The sequence below is a fragment of the Accumulibacter sp. genome (assembly GCF_023806565.1).
In the GTDB taxonomy this organism is placed as follows: Bacteria; Pseudomonadota; Gammaproteobacteria; order Burkholderiales; family Rhodocyclaceae; genus Accumulibacter.
This window is the reverse complement of sequence record NZ_JAMTDV010000030.1, coordinates 16,060-36,676: the sequence shown is the minus strand read 5'-3', so window position 1 is coordinate 36,676 and position 20,617 is coordinate 16,060. Positions and strand designations below refer to the sequence as shown.

The following is a 20,617-nucleotide window of genomic DNA, read 5'->3' as shown; positions in this document are numbered from 1 at the left end:
CCGGGAACCTCGAGCAGGACGAGCAGCAGCGGCATGGAGCTCTCGTGCGGGATCGCCTGCTGCGCGAGGAAATTGACGCCGACGGCAAAGGTGACGACGCTCACCGATCCGTAGTGGCCGGCGATCGATCCGGCGTCGGCGCGCGAGAAACGGCCGATTGCGCGCAGGATCGGATAGGCGAGGAGCGGGATCGTCGCGCCGAGCGTGATGACCGCGAGCGCCTTGGGAAGGATCGCCAGGGGATCCTGTTTGGCCAGTTCGGTTCCGCCATTGAGCCCGATCGACTGCAGCAGGTAGATCGACAGCGCTTGGTAGAGCGGAGCCGGAATCCGCAGGTCCGAACGCATCGGACGCGCGCCTGCGCCGACAATGAAGAACATGACTGCTGCATCCATGTGCAGACTCCCGCGGTGAAGTCGGCACTCTGACCGCGAGCCAGCAGTCGGGTTCCAGGGAACGGGAAGAAAACTTGCAGACGGGGCGGAGTCGCCGGATGTCTTCCTGCTTCGCTGGCTGGCGGATCTGCCGCCGGCCCGAACCGAGGCCTGAAACTGGCCCTTTCGCGTGCCAGGAAACGTGGCAGCAATTCACACGTTTTCCATTCGCAGGAAATGAACCAGTGGTCGTTCGAGCAGCTCAAGCTTGAGGGCGTCAGGCAGGCAGACAAAGTCGGAACCGTCGCCGGCACGCGCCGCATGCTGCAATGCGATAGAATGCCCGCATGTTCTATCCGCTGCTGCGCAATTTCCTTTTTGCCCTCGACGCCGAAACGGCGCACGGAATCGCGATGTTTGGCGTCGATTTCCTGCAGACGACGGGGGCTGCCCGCCTGCTTGCCGGGAGGGTGCCGAGGGATCCGCGGCGGGTGATGGGACTGGACTTTCCCAATCCCGTCGGGCTGGCCGCCGGCCTCGACAAGAACGGCGAACACATCGACGCACTTGCCTCTTTCGGCTTCGGTTTCATCGAGATCGGCACGGTGACGCCGCGACCGCAGCCGGGGAATCCGCGGCCGCGATTGTTCCGCATTCCGCAACGGCAGGCGCTGATCAATCGCATGGGGTTCAACAACGACGGTGTCGACAGGCTGCTGGCCAACGTCGCCGCCGCGGACTTCTCGCGCCAGGGCGGAATTCTCGGAATCAATATCGGCAAGAACTTCGATACCCCGATCGAGCGCGCAGCGGACGACTATCTGGCCTGCCTCGATCGCGTCTACCCGGTGGCCAGCTACGTCACGGTCAACATCTCCAGCCCGAACACCAAGAATCTGCGCGAGCTGCAGCGCGACGACGCGCTCGACGCGCTGCTCGGCAGCCTGAAAGACGCCCAGTCCCGGCTCGCCGACCGACACGGCAGGTATGTGCCGCTGGCACTCAAGATCGCTCCCGACCTCGACGATGCGCAGATTCAGGCGATCGCCGACCTGCTGCGCCGGCACCGCATGGATTGCGTCATTGCCACCAACACCACCGTGTCGCGTGTTGCCGTGGAGGGTCTGCCGCACGCCGGAGAGGCCGGCGGCCTGTCCGGCGCCCCGCTCTTTGCCCTGTCGACTGCGGTCGTGAAGAAACTTGCCGCCGCGCTCGCCGGCGAACTGCCGATCATCGGCGTCGGAGGAATCAGCAGCGGGCCTGACGCGGCGGCCAAGATCGCCGCCGGTGCCAGCCTGGTGCAGTGTTACACGGGCTTCATCTACCGCGGGCCGGAAATCGTCGCCGAAGCGGCGGCAGCCATCGCCCGCCAGCGTCGTGGCGAGTCGCGCGATGCGTGAGTTTATTGCGCCTGCCCGCCGCACGCGGGATAATCGCGCCGCCCTGGCCTGTGCCGCATTCCTTCCGCGCGAAGCATGACCCACTATCTGTTCATCATCATCGGCGCAGTGCTCGTCAATAACGTCGTGCTGGTCAGGATTCTCGGTCTGTGTCCGTTCATGGGCGTTTCCAAGAAGCTGGAGACAGCTTTCGGCATGGGTGCGGCGACGACCTTCGTGCTCACCGTCGGTACCGGCGCCAGCTACATCATCGACCATTACCTGTTGATGCCTTTCGGGCTCGAGTACCTGCGCACGCTTTCCTTCATCGTCACGATTGCCGCCATCGTGCAACTGACCGAGATGGTGGTGCAGAAGACCAGCCCGGTGCTGCACCAGGTGCTCGGCATCTACCTGCCGCTGATCACCACCAACTGCGCGGTGCTCGGGGTGCCGCTGCTGAACGTTGCCAACCGCTATGATTTCGTCGAGTCGCTGCTCTTCGGCGCCGGCAGTGCCGTCGGCTTTTCGCTGGTGCTGGTGCTTTTTGCCGGCATCCGCGAGCGCATCGAAGGTGCCGACGTGCCGACCCATTTTCGCGGAACGGCGATCGCGATGGTCACTGCCGGCCTGATGAGCCTGGCTTTCATGGGCTTCGCCGGCCTGGACAAGTATCAATGATCGTCACCCTGGCGATCATGGCGCTCGGCGCCGTCGTGCTCGGCGCCGCCCTCGGCTATGCCTCGATCAAGTTCAAGGTCGAGGGCGACCCGCTGGTCGAGAAGATCGAGGCGATCCTGCCGCAGACGCAATGCGGCCAATGCGGCTATCCCGGTTGCAAACCCTATGCGGCGGCGATTTCCTCCGGCGAGGCCGATATCAACCTGTGTCCGCCGGGCGGCAGCGACGGCGTGCGCAAGCTCGCCGATCTGCTCGGTCGTGAAGTCAAACCGCTCGAAGGCGAGGAGAAGCCGAAGCAGGTGGCGATCATCGACGAACAGACCTGCATCGGCTGTACGCTGTGCATTCAGGCGTGTCCGGTCGATGCCATCGCCGGCGCCGCCAAGCAGATGCACACCATCATCGCGGCGCTGTGCACCGGCTGCGAGCTGTGTGTCAAACCCTGTCCGGTCGAGTGCATCTACATGCAGCCGATCGTCGAAAATCTCGACAACTGGAAATGGAAGTATCCGGTGATCGAAATCAAGCGTGCCGCCTGAGCTGACCGGCGTGCTGCAGAAGCTCTTCCGTTTCAAGGGCGGTGTCAAGCCGGACACCAACAAGGCGCCCTCGGTGCAGGATCCGATCGGCCAGGCGCCCTTGCCCGCCAGATTGTACGTGCCGCTGCATCAGAGCATCGGCGGTGCGCCGAATCCGCTGGTGCAGCCCGGCGAACAGGTGCGCAAGGGGCAACTGATCGGCAGTGCCGACCGCTGGGTGTCGTCCGCGGTACACGCGCCAACTTCCGGTACGGTGCTGGCGGTCGAGGAGCATGTCGCTGCGCATCCATCGGGCCTGCCGACGCTCAGCGTGGTGATCGAGCCCGACGGCCGCGACGAGTGGATCGACCGCGTACCGGTCGATCATCGGAGCCTGCCGCCCGAGCGCGTGCGCGAGCTGCTGCGCGATGCCGGAGTCGTCGGCCTCGGCGGCGCGGTTTTTCCCAGCCACGCCAAGCTCACCGCGGCGAAGGCGGTGCCCGTCGAGCATCTGGTCATCAACGGTGCGGAGTGCGAGCCCTTCATGACCTGCGACGACGTGCTGATGCGCGAGCGCGCCGAGGAAATCGTCCGCGGATCCGCCATCTTCCGCGATCTGCTGGCCGCCCGCCAGGTACTGATCGGCATCGAGGACAACAAGCCGGAGGCCGTTGCCGCAATGCGCGAAGCGGTCGATCGCCTGGGCGAGGACTACGAGGTGGTCGCCGTTCCCACGCGTTACCCGGCCGGTGGTGCCAAGCAACTGATCCGCGTGCTGACCGGCAAGGAGGTTCCGGCGAGCAAGCGATCGACCGAACTCGGCGTGCAGTGTTTCAACGTCGCCACTGCCTATACCGCGTATCGTGCGCTCGCGCACGGCGAGCCGGTGATTTCGCGCATCGTCACCCTCACCGGTAATGTCGAGCATCCGCGCAACTGGGAAGTACGGCTGGGGACGCCGATGCACGACCTGGTCGCTCTCGGCGGGCCGAAGGCCGACACCGGCTCGTATCTGATGGGTGGACCGATGATGGGCTTCGAGATTCCCGACCTCGCGGCGCCGGTGGTCAAGGCGACGAATTGCGTCATTGCCGGTTCGCCGACGCTGTTCCCGCCAAGTCCGCCGGAAATGCCCTGCATTCGTTGTGGTGCCTGTGCCGAAGTCTGCCCGCACGAACTGCAGCCGTTCGAGCTGTACTGGTTCGCGCGCGCCAGGAATTTCGGCAAGACGCAGGAGTACTACCTGTTCGACTGCATCGAATGCGGCTGCTGCAGCTACGTCTGCCCGTCGCACATTCCGCTGGTCCAGTACTTCCGCTTTGCCAAGAGCGAAATCTGGGCGCGCGAGCGCGAGAAGCAGGCAGCGGAAGCGGCCAAGGAGCGTTTCGAGTTGCGCAACGCGCGCGAGGAGCGCGAGCAGGCCGAAAAGGCCGAGCGTCTGGCCAAGGCCGCTGCCGCCAGGACGAGCGAACGCAAGGCCGCACCGATGCCGGCCGATGCGGTGCCGGTTGTTGCCGATGCAGCAGCGAATCCGCTCGCGCCAAGTCCCGAGGTCGCCGCTTTGGCGAGTGATGCCGAGGCGATCAAGAAGGCGACCATCGTCGCCGCGATGGAGCGTGCGCGCGCGCAGCGCGAAGCAGTGCGACCGAGAAACACCGAACGACTCTCCGCCGAGCAGGAAAAGGAGATTGCCGCGATCGAGGCTCGCCGCAGAGCCCTGCAACCCGATGCCGAGCGCGCGGACGCCGCCAGCACGCCGCCACGGACCGCCGAATGACGCACTTCACGACCCCCCCGTACGTGCTCGGGCAAGCCAGCGTCCAGCGGGTGATGCTGCAGGTGCTGCTGGCGCTGCTGCCGGGCATAGCCGCCTACGTCTGGCTGGTCGGGGCCTGTATCGTGCTGCAGTTGGCGATCGCCACGCTCGCCGCGCTCGCCGGTGAAGCGCTGATGTTGCGCTTGCGCGGCAGACCGCTGCGCCTGTTCCTGAGCGATGGCAGCGCGATCGTCACCGCCTGGCTGATCGCCCTGACTTTTCCGCCGCTCGCCCCGTGGTGGCTGATCGTCGTCGGCGCGCTGTTTGCCATCGTCGTCGCCAAACAGCTCTACGGCGGACTGGGCCAGAATCCGTTCAATCCGGCGATGATCGCCTTCGCCGTGTGCATCGTCTCGTTCCCGGCGCTGATGTCGCAATGGCCGGTGCTCGGCCTCAAACTGAGCCTGGGCGAACAGATCGAGATCATTGCCGGTCTTGCCCAGCGGATCGACGTGATGAGCGGAGCGACGCCGCTCGATTCACTCAAGACGGCCCTGAAGCTCGGCGAGGGAGCCGTCGACGTGCCGACGCTGCTGGCAACGCAGGACGTTTTCGGCAATTTCGCGGGGCGCGGCTGGGAATGGGTGAGCGGTGGCTACCTGCTGGGCGGTCTCTGGCTGTGGCGAAGGAAAGTCATCAATTGGCACGCGCCGCTCGGCTTTCTCGCTGGCCTGTCGCTATTGGCGGGCACGCTCTGGGGGTGGAACCCGCAGCAGTTCGCGAATCCGCTGTTCCATCTCTTTTCCGGCGGCGCGATGCTCGGCGCCTTCTTCATCGTCACGGATCCGGTCTCCGGTTGCACGACGCCCCGGGGCAAGCTGATCTTCGGCTTCTGTGCCGGGGTGCTGGCGTACATCATTCGCGTTTTCGGCGGCTATCCCGACGGCGTCGCTTTCGCCGTCCTGCTGATGAATCTCTGCGTGCCGCTGATCGACATGTACACGCAGCCGCCGATCTTCGGCATGAAGGACGCGCAATGACGCGGCCCAAGGCGCCGCCCACTGCCGCCACGATGGCGGTGCGGACGGCACTCATCCTGGCAATCTTTGTGGTGGCGTTCTCCGGCCTGCTGGTCGCCGCATTCCTGTCCACCAGGGAGGCGATCGATGCGGCGACGGCGACCGAAAAGATGAAGTTGATCGGCGAGGTGCTGCCGCCCGGGGTTTATGACAATGATTTGCTCAGGGACAGTCTGTCGCTGCCGCCGAGCGCCGCCCTGGGCAACGACGAGGAGACGACCGCCTACCTGGCGCGCAAGGCCGGCAAGGCCAGCGCGCTGGTCTTCGAAGCGGTCGCTCCCGATGGCTATTCGGGCAGGATCCGTCTGTTGCTCGCGGTCGCCGCCGACGGTACGCTGCTCGGGGTGCGCGTCACGCAGCACAAGGAGACGCCCGGTCTTGGCGACTACATCGATCCGCGCAAGGACAGGAACAAGGAACATCCGTGGATCCGGCAGTTCGACGGACTTTCGCTGGCAGCGGTGAACGACCGCGAGTGGCGGGTGAAGAAGGACGGCGGCCATTTCGATTCGGTCGCCGGCGCCACGGTCACGCCGCGCGCCGTGATCAAGGCGGTGCACAAGGCGCTGCAGTATGTCGAAGCGAATCGCCAGCGGCTGTTCGCCGAGGCGGCTTCGCCAGAAAGTCGGGGAGGAGAGCAATGATCAGTCGCGAGGAAATCCGGGAAATCGGCAACAACGGCATCTGGCGGCAGAATTCCAGCCTGGTGCAGATCCTCGGCATGTGCCCGCTGCTGGCGGTGACCACCAATCTGGTCAACGGTGTGATGCTGTCGCTGGCGACGCTGATCGTCATGGCAATGTCCAATGTCGCCGTTGCCCTGTTGCGCAACCTGATTCCGCACGAAATACGCATCCCGGTATTCATCCTGGTGGTCGCAGCGCTGGTGACGATCATCGATCTCCTGTTCAACGCCCATTTCCACGACCTGTATCTGGTGCTCGGCATCTTCATCCCGCTGATCGTCACCAATTGCATCGTGCTCGCGCGGGTCGAGGCCTTTGCCAACAAGAACCCGCCGTTGCAGTCGGCGCTCGATGGCGCCTGCATGGGGATCGGCATGTTATGGACGCTCGGTCTGCTCGGCGGCCTGCGCGAGCTGATCGGTGGCGGCACGCTATTGGCAGGGATCGACATGGTGTTTCCGGCGCTGCAACCCTTGCAGTTGTTGCCGGCCGACTATCCCGGCCTGCTCCTCGCCATCCTGCCGCCGGGCGCCTTTATCCTGCTCGGCTGCCTGATCGCCTGGAAGAACTGGGTCGAGGCACGCGCCGCTGCCCGCAAGTCGGGCCGGGGCCACGACGGGACGCCGCTGGCGGTCGGCGGAAGCGCCTGAGTTGCAGGCGGATTCGGCGACGATGAACGCTGCCCAGCGGCGGGAAATCTTCGCCCGTCTGCGTGCCGCCAATCCCGAGCCGGCGACCGAACTCGAGTACACCAGCAACTTTCAACTGCTGATCGCCGTCATCCTCTCGGCGCAGGCCACCGACAGGAGCGTCAATCTGGCGACCCGGAAGCTTTTCACCGATGCGCCGACGCCACAGGCAATGCTGGCCCTGGGCGAGAGCGGTCTGAGCGCGTACATCAACCGCATCGGGCTCTACCAGGGCAAGGCGAGGAACGTCATCGCCACCTGCCGGCAACTGCTCGAGTTGCACGGCGGCGCGGTGCCGCGCGCGCGCGAGGCGCTCGAAAGCCTGCCCGGGGTCGGCCGCAAGACCGCCAACGTGGTTCTCAACACCGCTTTCGGCGAACCGACGATCGCCGTCGATACGCATATTTTCCGCTTGGCCAACCGCAGCGGGCTGGCGCCCGGCAAGACGCCACTCGCCGTCGAAAACGAGTTGCTGCAGGCAGTGCCGGAGGAGTTCCGACATTTCGCCCATCACTGGCTGATCCTGCATGGTCGCTACGTCTGCAAGGCGCGCAGGCCCGAGTGCTGGCGCTGCCTGATTGCCGATCTTTGTGAATATCCAGACAAGACCGTCGAGCCGGCCGGCGCTGCCGCAGGATGAGCGTCGCCAGCGCCTTGGCGTCCGGCAACGAGCCGGTGCCGGAACTGGCGGTGGAAGCGCTTCGCATGGCGCTCGACGAAGCCGGCGAACGCCATGCGCACGGGGTGCTGCTGTTTCTGAGCGCAGAGTTTTCCCGGCGGGCGCAGCAGTGCGTCACGGCCGTGGCGCGCGCGGCGCATTGCACCCAGGTAGTTGGCGGAATTGCCGCCGGCGTGTTCACCGCCAGTGGCTGGGTCGTCGATCGTCCGGCGGCGGCGGTCATGGTTCTTGGCGGCGAGCTCTCCGTCGGGAGTGCAGAAGGCGAGCCCGGCGACGCGGCGATTTTCAGCTACGCCGGCGGCGCCTTTCCGCATGGGTGGGCTGGGCAGCGCCGACGTCGCCTTGGCGGTTGCTTTTCGGGCCGGGCGGGGCCGGCAGAATTGCTGGCCTGGCAGCAGAGTCGCCTGTGCAGCGAAGCGGCCTGGGTGGTGCGCGGGGCGCGGGTCGACTTTGCGACTTCGACAGGCTGGCGCTTTCTTGCCGAAGCATGCCGGATCGACAGCAGTTGCCGCCATGAACTGCTCCGGGTGGGCGGCGAAAGCGCCCTCGACAACCTTGCGGCGGCACGGCGGGCATCTTGCGCCACTGCGGCGCCGCCGTCACTGGGCGAAATCACCACCTCGCTGTGTGCCGTGCTCATCGACGGAGCGTGCGAGCCGCTGCCCATCGCGGGGGCGCCGCTCGATGGCAGGCAGCGAACCGCGGCGATCATCGGCGGCGACGGCAAGGGGGCGCTGACGCTGAGCGAGTGTCCCTTGCCGGGACAGTACGTCGCCTGGGCGATTCGTTCGCCCGGCGTGGCCGCCGCCGACATGCGCCAGAGCGTCGCCCGGCTGGCAGCCGCAGCCGTCGATCCGCTGGCGGCCGTGGTCTTCTCCTGCGTCGGACGTGGCCCCTTCTTCTATGCCGGAGACGACCGTGATCTCGATTGCCTTCGGCAGCAGTTCCCTCGGCTGCCATTGATCGGTACCTACGGCACCGGGCAGATCGTTCCTGCCGCGGGGGGTGGCGGCCGTCTGCTGCAGAATGCGGTGCTTACCACCTTGCTGCATCATTGAAACGGGAGCTGGCATGTTCAATCCAAGCCGCGAGCAGGTTCGCCATTTCTTCTGTGAAGCGTGGCGAAAACATCGCGCGCGGCTGCCGCTCGAAGGAGCCGAGGTGACGGCCGCCGATCTGATCCTGGAGCATCCTGAATACCACGCCCTGCTGGAAAATCCCGCGGCGGCGATCGAGCGGGAGTTCACGCCGGAGGGCGGGCAGATGAATCCCTTTCTCCACCTCTCGCTGCACCTGGCGATTGCCGAGCAGATCAGCATCGATCAGCCGCGGGGAATCCGTGCCATTTACCAGGCACTGCGCGCCCGCCTCGACGTGCACGACGCCGAACACGCCATCCTCGAGTGCCTCGGCGAAGCACTCTGGCGCGCCCAGCGGCAGGGGGGCGGGATCGATGCAACGGCCTATCTCGATTGCCTGCGGCGAGCGGCGGGAAGCTGAACGGCAGCGTCGGGGGGACCCTGTCCGCTGCTTTGCGGGTAGAATCGCAAGGTCTTCGAGAGGAAACCCACCATGCGCTTTTCCGGTTCCGACACCTACGTTTCCACGCGTGACCTGACGCTCGCCGTCAACGCCGCGATCACCCTGCAACGCCCGCTGCTGATCAAGGGCGAGCCGGGCACAGGCAAGACGATGCTTGCCGAGGAAGTCGCTGCTGCGCTCGGATTGCCGCTGTTCGAGTGGCACGTGAAGTCGACCACCAAGGCGCAGCAGGGACTCTACGAATACGACGCCGTATCGCGCCTGCGCGATTCGCAGCTCGGCGAGGCGAAAGTCGCCGACATCGGCAGTTACATCATCAAGGGAGTCCTCTGGCAGGCGTTCGAATGCGAAACGCCGTCGGTCGTACTGATCGACGAAATCGACAAGGCGGACATCGAATTCCCCAACGATCTGCTGCGCGAACTCGACCGGATGGAGTTCTTCGTCTACGAAACTCGCCAGAAGGTCGTCGCCCGCCACCGGCCGGTGCTGTTCATCACCTCGAACAACGAGAAGGAACTTCCCGACGCTTTCCTGCGGCGCTGCTTCTTCCACTACATCCGCTTTCCCGACAAGGAGACAATGACCCGGATCGTCGACGTGCATTTCCCCGGCCTGAAACCCGCCCTGCTGCGCGAGGCGCTGGAAGTATTCTTCGAGCTGCGCGAAATTCCCGGCCTGAAGAAGAAGCCTTCGACCTCGGAACTGCTCGACTGGCTCAAACTCCTGCTGGCCGAAGACATCCCACCCGAAGCGCTGCGCAGCAAGGATCAGAAGACCGCAATCCCGCCGCTGCACGGTGCGCTGCTGAAGAACGAGCAGGACGTCCACCTGTTCGAGCGCCTGATCTTCATGGCGCGTCACAATCGCTGAGAAGCCGGCGAAGCAACGGTGCTGATCGACTTCTTCCTCCATCTCAAGGCGCGCGGCGTGCCGGTGTCGATCAAGGAGTTCCTTGCCCTGCTCGAAGCGCTGCAACGGCATGTCATCGAACACAGCATCGACGATTTCTACGTCGTCGCGCGCGCCATCCTGGTCAAGGACGAAAGCAATTTCGACAAGTTCGACCGCGCTTTCGGCGAGTACTTCAAGGGGGTGGAGGCGCTGCCAGGGATGGACGTGCTGATCCCGGAGGAATGGCTGCGGCGAGCGGTGAAGAGGCACCTGACCGACGCCGAGCGGGCGAAGCTGGAAAAACTCGGCTGGGAGAAACTGATGGAGACCTTCCAGCAACGCCTGGCCGAGCAGAAGGAGCGCCACGCCGGCGGCAGCAAGTGGATCGGCAGCGGCGGCAGTTCACCCTTCGGCCATGGCGGCACGCATCCCGAGGGAATCCGGGTCGGCGGCCGGAGCGAGAATCGCTCGGCGGTCAAGGTCTGGGAAAAGCGCGAATTCCGCAATCTCGACGACAGCGTCGAACTCGGCACGCGCAACATCAAGATCGCGCTGCGCCGTCTGCGGCGTTTCGCCCGCGAGGGCGCTGCCGAGGAACTCGACCTAGAAGGAACGATCAGCAGCACCGCGCGCAACGCCGGCTGGCTCGATCTGCACCTGCGCCCGGAACGTCACAACGCCGTCAAGGTGCTGCTTTTCCTCGACATCGGCGGCTCGATGGACGATCACATCCGCGTCTGCGAAGAGCTCTTCTCGGCGTGTCGCAGCGAGTTCAAGCACCTCGAACACTACTATTTCCACAACTGCGTCTATGACTACCTGTGGCAGGACAACCGCCGCCGCCACAGCGAGCGCATTGCCACGCACGACGTGCTGCACAAGTATGGCAGCGACTACAAGCTGATCTTCGTCGGCGACGCGGCGATGAGTCCTTACGAGCTCGTGCAGCCCAACGGCAGCATCGAATTCAACAACAGCGAACCGGGCGCGACCTGGCTGCGCCGCCTGGCCGACACCTGGCCGCACACCATCTGGCTCAACCCCGAGTCGGAGCACTCGTGGCAATACCGGCAATCGACCGCCCTGATCTACAACCTGCTCGGCGGGAGGATGTTTCCGCTGACGCTGGATGGGCTGGAGCGGGGGATGCGGTTGTTGAGCAAGTAAGCAAGCCGGGAGCACGCGCAGATGCCATGTGTCCGATCTTGCTGCAGCCGTGGCGCCGCCGTATTGCTGGCTGTGGCCGGGCTTCAAGCGCAATTGTCGCGCGCCGTGCAAGACCGTGGATTGGAACCGTGACACGCACTGCTGTGGTCGTGAAGTCACGCACGCGTGATTTCAAGACCTATCGAGGAGGCAAGCAGTCTGATGCAAAAGGGGGCGCTGGACGTGCAGATTCCGGCGGCGCGTCGCCTCGCGTCTGATCCACCTTCATGAAATGCCAGTTCTTGCCATTTCATGGCTGTTGTGAGGCATTAGGCAGGATAAGAAGGACGGAGGTGTTCCATGCACAGCATGAATATTTCTCTGCCCGATCCCTTGAAGCAATTCGTGGATGGCAGATCGCCCAAGGCCGCTACAGTAGCGTCAGTGAATATATTCGCGAGCTTATTCGCGCCGACGAAAGGCGCATGGCCGAGGAACAGCTTGATGCAAAATTGCCGGAAGGGTCGAGCAGCGGCGAAAGCGAGCTGACCTCGGGAGACTGGTGCGCCATTCGCAATGAAGCATTGGCCAAGATCGAAGCGCGAAGGCTACTGCGCTGATGCCGTCGGTCACAACCCCCTTCGTGCTGTTGACGGTCGTCATCGCGTGGGCTATCTGGCGATCTCGATGCGTTCGATATCCTTCCTGAGCATGTCGTTGACCAGGTCGGCGAGTTCGACGCTCTTGGCGTTGGCCTTGGCGGCGAGGTAGTCCTGCACCTTCTCGTCGAGATAAACCGGCAGCCGGAAGACGGCGCCCTAGCGGTAGAACTTGCCGCGTGCGCCTTTGCTGAAATCGTAATGGTCCTTCATCTCCGCCACCCTTGGCCGCTGGCGCGGTGTCTGTTCGTAGTCGCGCACTTTCGCCGGATCGGCGCGGTGCGCCGAAATGATGCGGATGTGCGATTCCGTGCTGCTCGTTTGCTCGCTGGTGTGCAGCACCACCAGCACCTGCCCGTTCTGCGCCCGTCCGAGCGTTGGCCAACGGTCTTGGTCTACGCAAGAACGCGTGGCCAGGTCGTTGGCTGTGCGGGTAGAGCAGGGCGTAGGTGCGCTGTCCGGCCCACCGATCGCTCGATTCAGGGCAGCGTTCTGCCATCGCGGGTAATCACCCTCTGATGGCTGTATTCGCTCGCCGCAGGCCGGGTGATCGTGCCGCGTGCGAGCAGGTAGTCGACGAAAGTCTGGGTGTAGTTCAGATAGGTGTTCACGCTGTGGCCGTCGCGATGGATCCCGGCGAGGGTCGCGTAGCCGTCACCGCCTTCGGCCAGGTAGTCGCTGGTCACCAAGGTGTAGGTTCGTTCGGGTTCGATCGGCTGCCAGGCATCGCTCGCCTTTCTTTTCACCTCGACCTGGCGGAAGCGGCTGCCGCGCGGCTGCGACAGATCCAGATGCCAGCGCAGGCCGGCGGCGTAGGGGTGGGAGCCGTCGGATCCGCCCTGGTCGAGGTAGTTACCGACGGCATCCTCGAGCACTTCGACGATCTGGCGACCGCTGAGCTGCAGTTCGAGGAGGACATTGTGGAAAGGCAGCACCGTGTACGCCGTGTCGAAGCTGACTTCGCCCCTGGGCAGCGGGCTGCGGATGCCGCCGCCGTTCTGCAGCGCGACGTCGGCGAGATTGCTGGCCTGCCGATACGCCTCGGCCACGACCTGCGCGATGTCGCTGCCGCGAGCCAGCGTGTTGGCAACTTCGCAGCCGCTGATGCCGCTGCTGCGGTTGGTCGATTCCCCCGGCACGCGAACCAGACAGAGGGATTCGCTGGCGGTACCGATCGCCTGTCGCTTCATGTCTGCGAGGCGGCTGGAGAAGCGGGCGAGCTCGGCCTGCGCGAGCGGATCGGGAGCGACCACCTGCGCGCCGCCCGGTCCCGACAGACGTTCGACGATGCGGGCGCGGGTCGGAGCATCGACCACGACAAAGTGTCCTTCGGCGTTCTGCCGACGAAAGTCGTCGCCGATCGGCAGCGTCACTTCGCCGCTGCAGCTCGTCACCTTGCCGCGATCGTCGAAGCGCACGCGCATCAGGGCGAAGGCCTTGCCGTATTCCCAGGCCTGGCCGACGCATACGAGGTTGCCATCGCGGTTGCGGACAATCGTGGGATACGGTCCCGACGCGTCGATGCCGATCGCCGAGAAATCGCCGAGCAGCGTATGCGAGTCGCCGCCAATGATCACGTCGACGTCGCTGAGGCGCGCCGCCATCGCCTGGTCGGCTTCGTACCCCTGATGGGTGACGAGGATGATGTGCCGGATTCCCTGCGCGCGCAGCTTGTCGATCGTTCTCTGTGCGGTCGCTACTTCATCGAGAAAGGCCGTACTGCGCAGCGGCCGCGAGGAATTCATCGTCTTGCCGCGCACCTCGATGCCAATGATGCCCACGGTCACTTCGCCGAATCGTTTCAGCAGGTACGGCTTGAGGTAATCGTCGGCGTGTGCCGGTGCGAGCGGGCTGCCGGCGGCCGGTTCGACGTTGGCGGCGAGCACGGTCGTTTGGCAGCGGCCGCTTTGCAGATGGTCGAGAAATCGTCGCAGACCGGCATCGCCCTCGTCGAATTCGTGGTTTCCGAGTTCGAATACGTCGAAGCACACCGTGTTCATCAGCGCGGCGTCTGCCTCGCCGTTGTACAGCGTGTGATAGAGCGTGCCGGTCATCGCGTCGCCGGCGTGAATCTTGAGCAGATTGGGCAGCCGGGAATTGGCCTCGAACAGTGTCGTCAGGCGCGGAAAGCCGCCGATTTCGACGCGCGTGTCCACGCCGTCGATGCGGATCGCGAAGTCGGGTTGCGCTTCGAGGTGGGAATGGTGGTCGTTGATGTGCGCGATGTGGATTTCGATGCCGCTCCCGGGGAGTGTCGGCGGAGGCGTCTGGCATGCCCCGATGGCGACGGCCAGAAGGAGCAGTGCGGCTGGCAGCAAGCGAGATTGCCGGCGCTCTGGCGAGTGTTTGCGGGCGTTCGGCAATGACGCGCAGGCAGCTTCCGGCGGCATTTCACAAAGGCTGCCCAGGGCGTTCGACACGGCGTCGAAGCTTACGGCTGGCGGGGCGCCGCAAGGCGTTCGAGCATCGCGCGTACGGCCCGGATCTGCACGCCATCGCGAGTCGGGTAGGTACGCCCGGAGTATCCCCACCAGTCCCAGCACGCCAAGGGGTTGCTCATCCACTTCCAGGATCCGATGGCCAGCCCGTAGCGCGGCACGGTCTGCGGGTAGAGCACAATGATGCGGTTGCTGTCTGCCCAGCGGTTGTAGCCGGTACCATCGACGAAGCGTCGTCCGATTTGCGCGGAACTCTGGCGGCAGCCATGGAAGGCGACGTGTATCCGGCAACTCGTGTTGCGGCAGTCCCGGGGTACGTAGACGTAGGCTTCGTCCGCCAGTCCGGCGTCGATCGCCTTCCCGTCGACGAAATCCCCCTGCTCGAATTGGAGCATTTCGCCCTGCGCTGTTGCATCAGGTGGCTGCAGCGGGCCGAGCATGTGCGTGAGCATTTCGCCGGCCGGATCGAGATCGCCGCAGCGGTTGATGTATGGCGATTGCATGCTGTCGCAGGCGTCTGCCTGCGGATCGGCGACGGAGATCATCGCGTGTGCCGCGTCGGGCGGCTTGATGTAACGAATCGCCGCCGGGGGAAGCCACTCCGCGTAAAAGGCGGCCAGCCGGTCGACCACCCGCGTCTTCACGATTTCGTCCTTGCCACCCGAGAGAAGCCAGACCCGGTGTTCACGCAGATGTTCGGTGGGATCGATGCTGCCCGAGCGGGAAAGAGCTTCGGCACGTCCCCGCAGTTCCGCCAGCGACGGCAATGGTGCCCAGGAAGAGGGCCACATGCAGGCGGTGAGCGCCAGCGCGATCGATCCTTCGGCACAGTCGTACGGGCCGCCGGCAATGACGCCGGCACCGCGAACGAGTTTCGCATGCGCCACCTCGAATTGCACCGCCATGTAGCCGCCGGAGGAGACTCCGGAGACCGTCAGGTCGCGCAGGTCGGCGCCGAGCGCGGGCAGTGGGGGCGCAGCAAATCCGCATTGGCCGATCAGCAGCAGGAGCGCGATCGTTGCCAGGCTGCGCAGGGTGGAGGAGATCATGGACATGCGGTGAGAGCTTGCAGGAGGCCGATCGACGAATGCTAACAGATTGCGCCGGTGGCGCGCGTCGCCCGTGACCTTTCGAACTGCTTCTCTCGAAATGCTCCTTGTTTCAGCGGTTCGGCAATCTTACACTACGTGATCGCCCACTCGCACCGCGCTCGCCGCGCGAATTGCCATGCGCCAGTCCTCTGTCGTTCCCGACTCGAAGCTGCCCGGCGTCGGGACCACCATTTTTACGGTGATGTCCAAACTCGCGGCCGATTGCGGGGCGATCAATCTGTCGCAGGGCTTTCCCGATTTCCAGGCGGAGCCGTCGCTGTTCGAGGCGACGTGGCGAGCGATGCGCGAGGGACGAAATCAGTATCCACCAATGGCCGGGGTTCCGGAACTGCGCTCGGCGATTGGCGACAAGGTGGCGGAGTCGTACGCTGCCGAGTACGACATGGACAGTGAAATCACCGTTACCGCCGGCGCGACGCAGGCGATCTTCACCGCGATTGCCGCTTTCGTGCGCAGCGGCGACGAAGTGATCGTCTTCGAGCCGGTCTACGACAGCTACGTGCCGGCGATCGAGACGGTTGGTGGCCGGGCGATGTACGCCTCGCTACGATTTCCCGACTACCGGCCGGACTGGGCGCAGGTACGCGCGCTGCTGAGTCCGCGCTCACGAATGATCATCGTCAATTCCCCGCACAACCCGACCGGCAGTGTGCTGGCAGCCGAGGATCTGGATCGCCTGGCCGAACTGACGCGCGGCACGGGCATCGTCGTACTTGCCGACGAGGTGTATGAGCACATCGTTTTCGATGGCGTCCGGCACCAGAGCATGGCAGGCCATCCGGAACTGGCGGCGCGCAGCATCGTGGTTTCATCCTTCGGCAAGACCTACCATATTACCGGCTGGAAGATCGGCTACGTGCTGGCCGCGGCGGACCTGATGGCCGAGTTCCGCAAGGTCCATCAGTTCAATGTGTTCACGGTCAACACGCCCTGCCAGCTGGGTATTGCCGAATACATGCGCGATGCTTCGCGTCACCTCGGTCTGGCTGCCTTCTACGAAGCAAAGCGGGAGTTCTTCCGTCGTCAGTTGCTGAACTCACGCTTCGAACTGCTCGACTGCCGCGGTACCTACTTCCAGCTTGCCCGCTTTCGGGCGATCGCCGATCTGCCCGACCGCGAGTTTGCTCACTGGTTGACGCGCGAGGTGGGGGTGGCGGCGATTCCGCTCTCGGCCTTTTACCACGATGGCCGGGACGACCGCGTGCTGCGTTTCTGTTTCGCCAAGCAGGAGGCGACGCTGGCCGCAGCAGGGGAAAGGTTGCGAAGTATTTGAGGGTTTTCCCGGGTGCTATCGTGCCCCTATAATCTTGCCCGGCAGCGGTGCGCGGGGGAAGACATGCGTTGCCAGACGGCTACTTTCACATCAAGGAGATGAGACGCAATGAGCCTGGCCCAGGAATTCAAAGAGTTTGCCATGAAGGGCAATGTCATGGACCTTGCCGTTGGCGTGATTATTGGCGGCGCCTTTGGCAAGATCGTCGAATCGGTCGTCGCTGACCTGATCATGCCGTTCATCGCCTGGATCATGGGTGGCAAGCTCGATTTTTCGGGAATGTTCCTGGTCCTCGGCACCGTCCCGGAGGGCACCGCGCGCACGCTGGATGCACTGAAGAAGGCGCAGGTGCCAGTGTTTGCCTACGGCAATTTTCTCACCATCCTGGTGAACTTCATCATCCTCGCCTTCATCATTTTCGTGATGGTCAAACAGGTGAACCGCCTCAAGCGAAGCGAGCCGGCAGCGGAGCCAGCGCCGGCAGCGGAGCCGGTCATCGCCGAGGAGGTGCTGCTGCTGCGCGAGATCCGCGACAGTCTCAGGAAGTAGCGGCGGGGGAGGAGTGCGCGAGCGGCCGCCTGGCTTCCTGGTCGCCGCTTGCGAGAGCGTGTCCGCCTCTGGCGGGGCCGGCGTGCTCAGTTGTCGAGGCCCTTGCGGCGGTCGCCGGCGATCACCAGCGTCAGTCTTTCCGGTTCGATGTACTTGCGGAAAGCGGCGTTCACCTGCGCCGGGGTGACGGCAAGAACCTTCTGCTCGAAGTCTCGCGAATGCTGCCAGTTGCGATCGAGGTCGAGCAGCGAAATCCACCGGGAAGCGACCGCGCTGTCCTGCGAGCGGCTGACAGCGCGCGTCTCGACGATCGATTTCTTTGCTTCGGCGACCTCTTCTGGCGAAAAGCCGTCGCGTCGTGCGCGCTGCAGTTCGTCGAGGAATGCCTGCTCGGCGCGCGTCGCGTTTTGCGGCGCGACCATTGCCGCGAACGTCCAGGTCGACAGTCTTTGGCGGGTGCCGGTCGACAGCCCGGAACCGACGCTGTAACTCAGACCCTCCTTCTGGCGCAGGCGATCGACCAGGCGGCTCGACAATCCGGCTTCGCCGCCGAAGATGTAGTTCGCAACGTACAGGGCCGGGGCGTCCGGGTCGTCGTCGCGCAGCGGGAGATCGATGCGCGCGCGCAGGAAAGCGTTCTCCTTGTCGGGGGTGTCGATCACCAGCCGCTGCCCTGGCACGCTGCGGAATTCGCGGTCGACCCGGGCGTAGGGTGACTTCGAGACCTGCTGCGGAAAAAGGCGGCGAAGCTCTTCCTCGATTGCCGCTTCGTCGAAGTCTCCGACGATGGCAATCTCACCTCGCGCAGTTCCGATCAGATCCTGCCGATAGCGGATCACTTCGTCGAGGGTGATCCGGCGCAGTTCTTCGATCCGCTCGGCAAGCGCCGCGTGGTAACGCGGATCGCCCGGCGGATAGGTGTTGAAATGGGCGTTCAGTGCGTCGCTGGAAAGCTCTTCTGGATTGTCTAGCTGCGCCTGCAGCGCGGTCAATGACTCGCGCCGTAGCTCTTCGAACTCCGCCGACGGGAAGCTGGCGTCGCTCAGCATCTGGGCAACAAGGGCGAGTGCTCCCGGCAGCTTGTCGCGCGTGGTCTGAAACTGCGTCAGGCTGCCACGGATCTTGAGATGGGTGATCTCGTCGGCAATCTGCTGGCGGTTCAACTGGCTGGTGCCGCGCGTGAGCATGGCGATCGCCAGCGTCCCCGCGAGGTGACGATGCTGCAGCGAGCTTTCATTGCCCCAGCGGAAGTTCATTGCGACGCTGACCGTCTGGCCGCGGTTTCTTTTCGGCAGCAGCGCGACCTTCAGGTCGCCGAAGGCGCGCAGCAGCGTGCGTCGGTCGAGATTCTCGTACGAAGGGTCGAAGGCTTCGCCGACATCGCCGGTTTCGCGTGGCCGGAAGTCGGCGAGCAACTGTGCGGCGCTGGGCGCCTGCGGAATCACGGCGCGCTGCGGCGAGTCCTCAGGCAGGAAGGTGCCGAGCACCCGGTTGTCGCGCACGAAGTATCTGCCCGCGGCCGCGTCGAGCTGCTCCGGCTGAAGTCGGTCGAGCTGGTCGCGGGCATGAAAGAAAAGACGCCAGTCGCCGAGCGCGATGTATTCCGACAGCATTACGGCAAACTCCTGCGGATCAGCCAGCGCACGCTCGTAGTTCGTGCGCGCCTGTTCGACCGCTCGCGCGAGTTCTACCTGCGTCGTGCCTGCGCGTGCGAAGCCGCCCTCGATCGCTTCGATCATCGTGTCGCGAACGCGCGCCGGATCGCCATTCTTGCTCACCATTGCGCCGAAGACGACGAAACCCGGTTCCCGGGTGTCTGCCGAGTAAACGAACACTTCGGTGGCGAGGCCTGGTCTCACCAGCGCCTGGTAGAGGCGACCGTTGGGCGTGTCGCCGAGTACCTCGCTGGCCAGGTCGAGGGCGTCGGTGTCGGGGTGCAGGCTGGAGGGTGTCCGATACGCGAGAGTGACGAGCTGTACTTCCCCCTTGCGCCGAATCACGAACTGCCGCTCGCCGTCGGCGGTCGGCTCGACTGTCCATGGCCTGGCAAGTACGCGCCGTGGGCGCGGCAGCTTGCCAAACGTATCCGCTATCATGCGCACCGCTCTTGCCTCGTCGAACTTTCCGGCGACGGTCAGCACTGCGTTGTCGGGCTGGTAGTACTTCCGGTAGAAAGCCTGCAGGTTGTCGATCCTGACGTTCTCGATGTCGCTGCGCGCGCCGATGGTATTGTTGCGATAGTTGTGCCAGTCGAAGAGCAGCGACTGCGTGCGCTTCAGCATCACGCTCGCCGGGTCGTTTTCGCCCATTTCGAATTCGTTGCGCACGACGGTCATTTCGCTGTCGAGATCCTTTCTGGCGATGAACGAATTGACCATCGCGTCGGCGCTCCACGCCAGCGCCCAGCGGACGTTGTCGTCGCTGGCGGGGAAGGTGAGATAGTAGTTCGTGCGATCCAGCCAGGTGCTGCCATTGATCTCGAAACCACGCGCCTTGAATTGTCTGGTCGGATCGGGAAAATTTCGTGATCCCTTGAAAATCAGATGCTCGAGCAGGTGCGCCATGCCCGTTTCGCCATAGTTCTCCTGGTGCGAGCCGACCAGATAGGTGACGTTGACGGTCACGGTCGGCTTCGCCGCATCGGGAAAAAGGACGAAGTGCAGACCATTCTGCAGCCGGTATTCGCTGATTCCTTCGACCGTGGTCAGTTTTTCGACACCAGTCGGCAGCGTCGGACCCGCGTACACGGTGAGCGAGACGAAGGCCAGTGTCGACCACGACAGGAAACTGCCCAGAAACCTAGTCCATCGGTTCATGATGATCGACTCCAGAGATTCGCGGCGTTTGCCGGGTGAATTCCGATCGGCGGCAAGGAACCGCTTGTCCGGAGCAGCGATCGACCCCGGCCCAGAATGGAAACGGCCCGCTCAGAGGGAGGGCTGGGCGGGCCGGGTACAACAGTCTTTGCCACGCTGGGGGAGGGGGGAGGGGAGAAGCGTGGCAGCGACAGGAGGGAGAATAGCGAATGTCGCTGCGATGATCTGTTGCCCCTCTGTTCCCGTTTTGTAACGGCATGTGATTCGCCATCTGGCGCCCCTGCGCATGCTCTGGCGACGTTGCGAACGGTTGCCGGCACCTATTGCCATTTGTTTGCAGGAACTGG

Annotated in this window: 19 protein-coding genes and 1 pseudogene; 15 read left to right on the top strand and 5 right to left on the bottom strand. The window is 64.4% G+C overall.

The genetic code is table 11. The annotated features are described in order from the left end of the window. Nucleotides 1-395, bottom strand: a 395-nt coding sequence (locus NFV80_RS03995; protein ID WP_295325044.1) for a sodium-dependent bicarbonate transport family permease, incomplete at its 3' end; no start/stop codon positions are given. A gap of 326 nt (nt 396-721) precedes the next feature. On the opposite strand from NFV80_RS03995, the gene NFV80_RS03990 reads away from it, so the two are divergent. The 13 genes and pseudogenes from NFV80_RS03990 to NFV80_RS03930 all read left to right on the top strand — a co-directional run bounded on the left by NFV80_RS03990 (nt 722) and on the right by NFV80_RS03930 (nt 12,043). Then, on the top strand, nt 722-1,774 hold the full coding sequence (locus tag NFV80_RS03990; protein WP_295325047.1) for a quinone-dependent dihydroorotate dehydrogenase: 1,053 nt from the start codon (nt 722-724) through the stop codon (nt 1,772-1,774). Nucleotides 1,775-1,849: 75 nt separating this feature from the next. Further along, entirely contained in the window at nt 1,850-2,434 is a 585-nt protein-coding gene (gene rsxA, locus NFV80_RS03985; RefSeq protein WP_295325050.1) for an electron transport complex subunit RsxA, read from the top strand. After that, entirely contained in the window at nt 2,431-2,973 is a 543-nt protein-coding gene (gene rsxB, locus NFV80_RS03980; protein ID WP_295325053.1) for an electron transport complex subunit RsxB, read from the top strand. Before rsxA ends, rsxB begins: the two co-directional genes overlap by 4 nt. Nucleotides 2,974-2,983: 10 nt before the next feature. After that, entirely contained in the window at nt 2,984-4,729 is a 1,746-nt protein-coding gene (gene rsxC / locus NFV80_RS03975; RefSeq protein WP_295325153.1) for an electron transport complex subunit RsxC, read from the top strand. Continuing rightward, nucleotides 4,726-5,748 (top strand): RnfABCDGE type electron transport complex subunit D, encoded by a 1,023-nt coding sequence (locus tag NFV80_RS03970; RefSeq protein ID WP_295325056.1) that lies wholly within the window; start codon nt 4,726-4,728, stop codon nt 5,746-5,748. The genes rsxC and NFV80_RS03970 overlap by 4 nt, the downstream gene beginning before the upstream one ends. After that, on the top strand, nt 5,745-6,431 hold the full coding sequence (gene rsxG, locus NFV80_RS03965; RefSeq protein ID WP_295325058.1) for an electron transport complex subunit RsxG: 687 nt from the start codon (nt 5,745-5,747) through the stop codon (nt 6,429-6,431). Before NFV80_RS03970 ends, rsxG begins: the two co-directional genes overlap by 4 nt. Beyond that, nucleotides 6,428-7,123, top strand: coding sequence for an electron transport complex subunit E (locus NFV80_RS03960; RefSeq protein WP_295325060.1), 696 nt, complete (start codon nt 6,428-6,430; stop codon nt 7,121-7,123). Before rsxG ends, NFV80_RS03960 begins: the two co-directional genes overlap by 4 nt. A gap of 22 nt (nt 7,124-7,145) precedes the next feature. Then, nucleotides 7,146-7,802 carry an endonuclease III gene (gene nth / locus NFV80_RS03955; protein ID WP_295325062.1) on the top strand — a complete coding sequence of 219 codons (657 nt, stop codon included), beginning with the start codon at nt 7,146-7,148 and terminating at the stop codon, nt 7,800-7,802. Further along, nucleotides 7,799-8,899, top strand: coding sequence for an FIST C-terminal domain-containing protein (locus tag NFV80_RS03950; protein ID WP_295325064.1), 1,101 nt, complete (start codon nt 7,799-7,801; stop codon nt 8,897-8,899). Before nth ends, NFV80_RS03950 begins: the two co-directional genes overlap by 4 nt. Before the next feature lie 13 nt (nt 8,900-8,912). Then, entirely contained in the window at nt 8,913-9,341 is a 429-nt protein-coding gene (locus tag NFV80_RS03945) for a DUF1841 family protein (protein ID WP_295325066.1), read from the top strand. 72 nt (nt 9,342-9,413) lie between these two features. Continuing rightward, entirely contained in the window at nt 9,414-10,256 is an 843-nt protein-coding gene (locus NFV80_RS03940; RefSeq protein WP_295325069.1) for a MoxR family ATPase, read from the top strand. An 18-nt stretch (nt 10,257-10,274) separates the two neighbouring features. Then, nucleotides 10,275-11,444: a VWA domain-containing protein gene (locus NFV80_RS03935; protein ID WP_295325072.1), complete on the top strand. Its 1,170-nt coding sequence runs from the start codon at nt 10,275-10,277 to the stop codon at nt 11,442-11,444. 339 nt (nt 11,445-11,783) lie between these two features. Beyond that, nucleotides 11,784-12,043, top strand: a pseudogene (locus NFV80_RS03930) (type II toxin-antitoxin system ParD family antitoxin). Nucleotides 12,044-12,241: 198 nt separating this feature from the next. Here NFV80_RS03930 and NFV80_RS03925 read toward each other — a convergent pair. The 3 genes from NFV80_RS03925 to NFV80_RS03915 form a co-directional block, all read right to left on the bottom strand. Continuing rightward, nucleotides 12,242-12,424, bottom strand: coding sequence for a hypothetical protein (locus tag NFV80_RS03925; protein ID WP_295325075.1), 183 nt, complete (start codon nt 12,422-12,424; stop codon nt 12,242-12,244). Nucleotides 12,425-12,561: 137 nt separating this feature from the next. Further along, nucleotides 12,562-14,400: a 5'-nucleotidase C-terminal domain-containing protein gene (locus NFV80_RS03920; RefSeq protein ID WP_295325078.1), complete on the bottom strand. Its 1,839-nt coding sequence runs from the start codon at nt 14,398-14,400 to the stop codon at nt 12,562-12,564. Nucleotides 14,401-14,513: 113 nt separating this feature from the next. After that, nucleotides 14,514-15,575 (bottom strand): poly(3-hydroxybutyrate) depolymerase, encoded by a 1,062-nt coding sequence (locus NFV80_RS03915; RefSeq protein WP_295325081.1) that lies wholly within the window; start codon nt 15,573-15,575, stop codon nt 14,514-14,516. 172 nt (nt 15,576-15,747) lie between these two features. On the opposite strand from NFV80_RS03915, the gene NFV80_RS03910 reads away from it, so the two are divergent. Continuing rightward, nucleotides 15,748-16,905, top strand: a complete 1,158-nt coding sequence (locus NFV80_RS03910; RefSeq protein WP_295325082.1) for a pyridoxal phosphate-dependent aminotransferase — start codon at nt 15,748-15,750, stop codon at nt 16,903-16,905. 108 nt (nt 16,906-17,013) lie between these two features. Next, the gene (mscL, locus tag NFV80_RS03905; RefSeq protein WP_295325085.1) at nt 17,014-17,454 is read left to right on the top strand and encodes a large conductance mechanosensitive channel protein MscL; all 441 of its coding nucleotides are present in this window, start codon (nt 17,014-17,016) and stop codon (nt 17,452-17,454) included. 86 nt (nt 17,455-17,540) lie between these two features. Here mscL and NFV80_RS03900 read toward each other — a convergent pair whose 3' ends face one another. Then, the gene (locus tag NFV80_RS03900; protein WP_295325088.1) at nt 17,541-20,270 is read right to left on the bottom strand and encodes a pitrilysin family protein; all 2,730 of its coding nucleotides are present in this window, start codon (nt 20,268-20,270) and stop codon (nt 17,541-17,543) included. Nucleotides 20,271-20,617 lie beyond the last annotated feature (347 nt).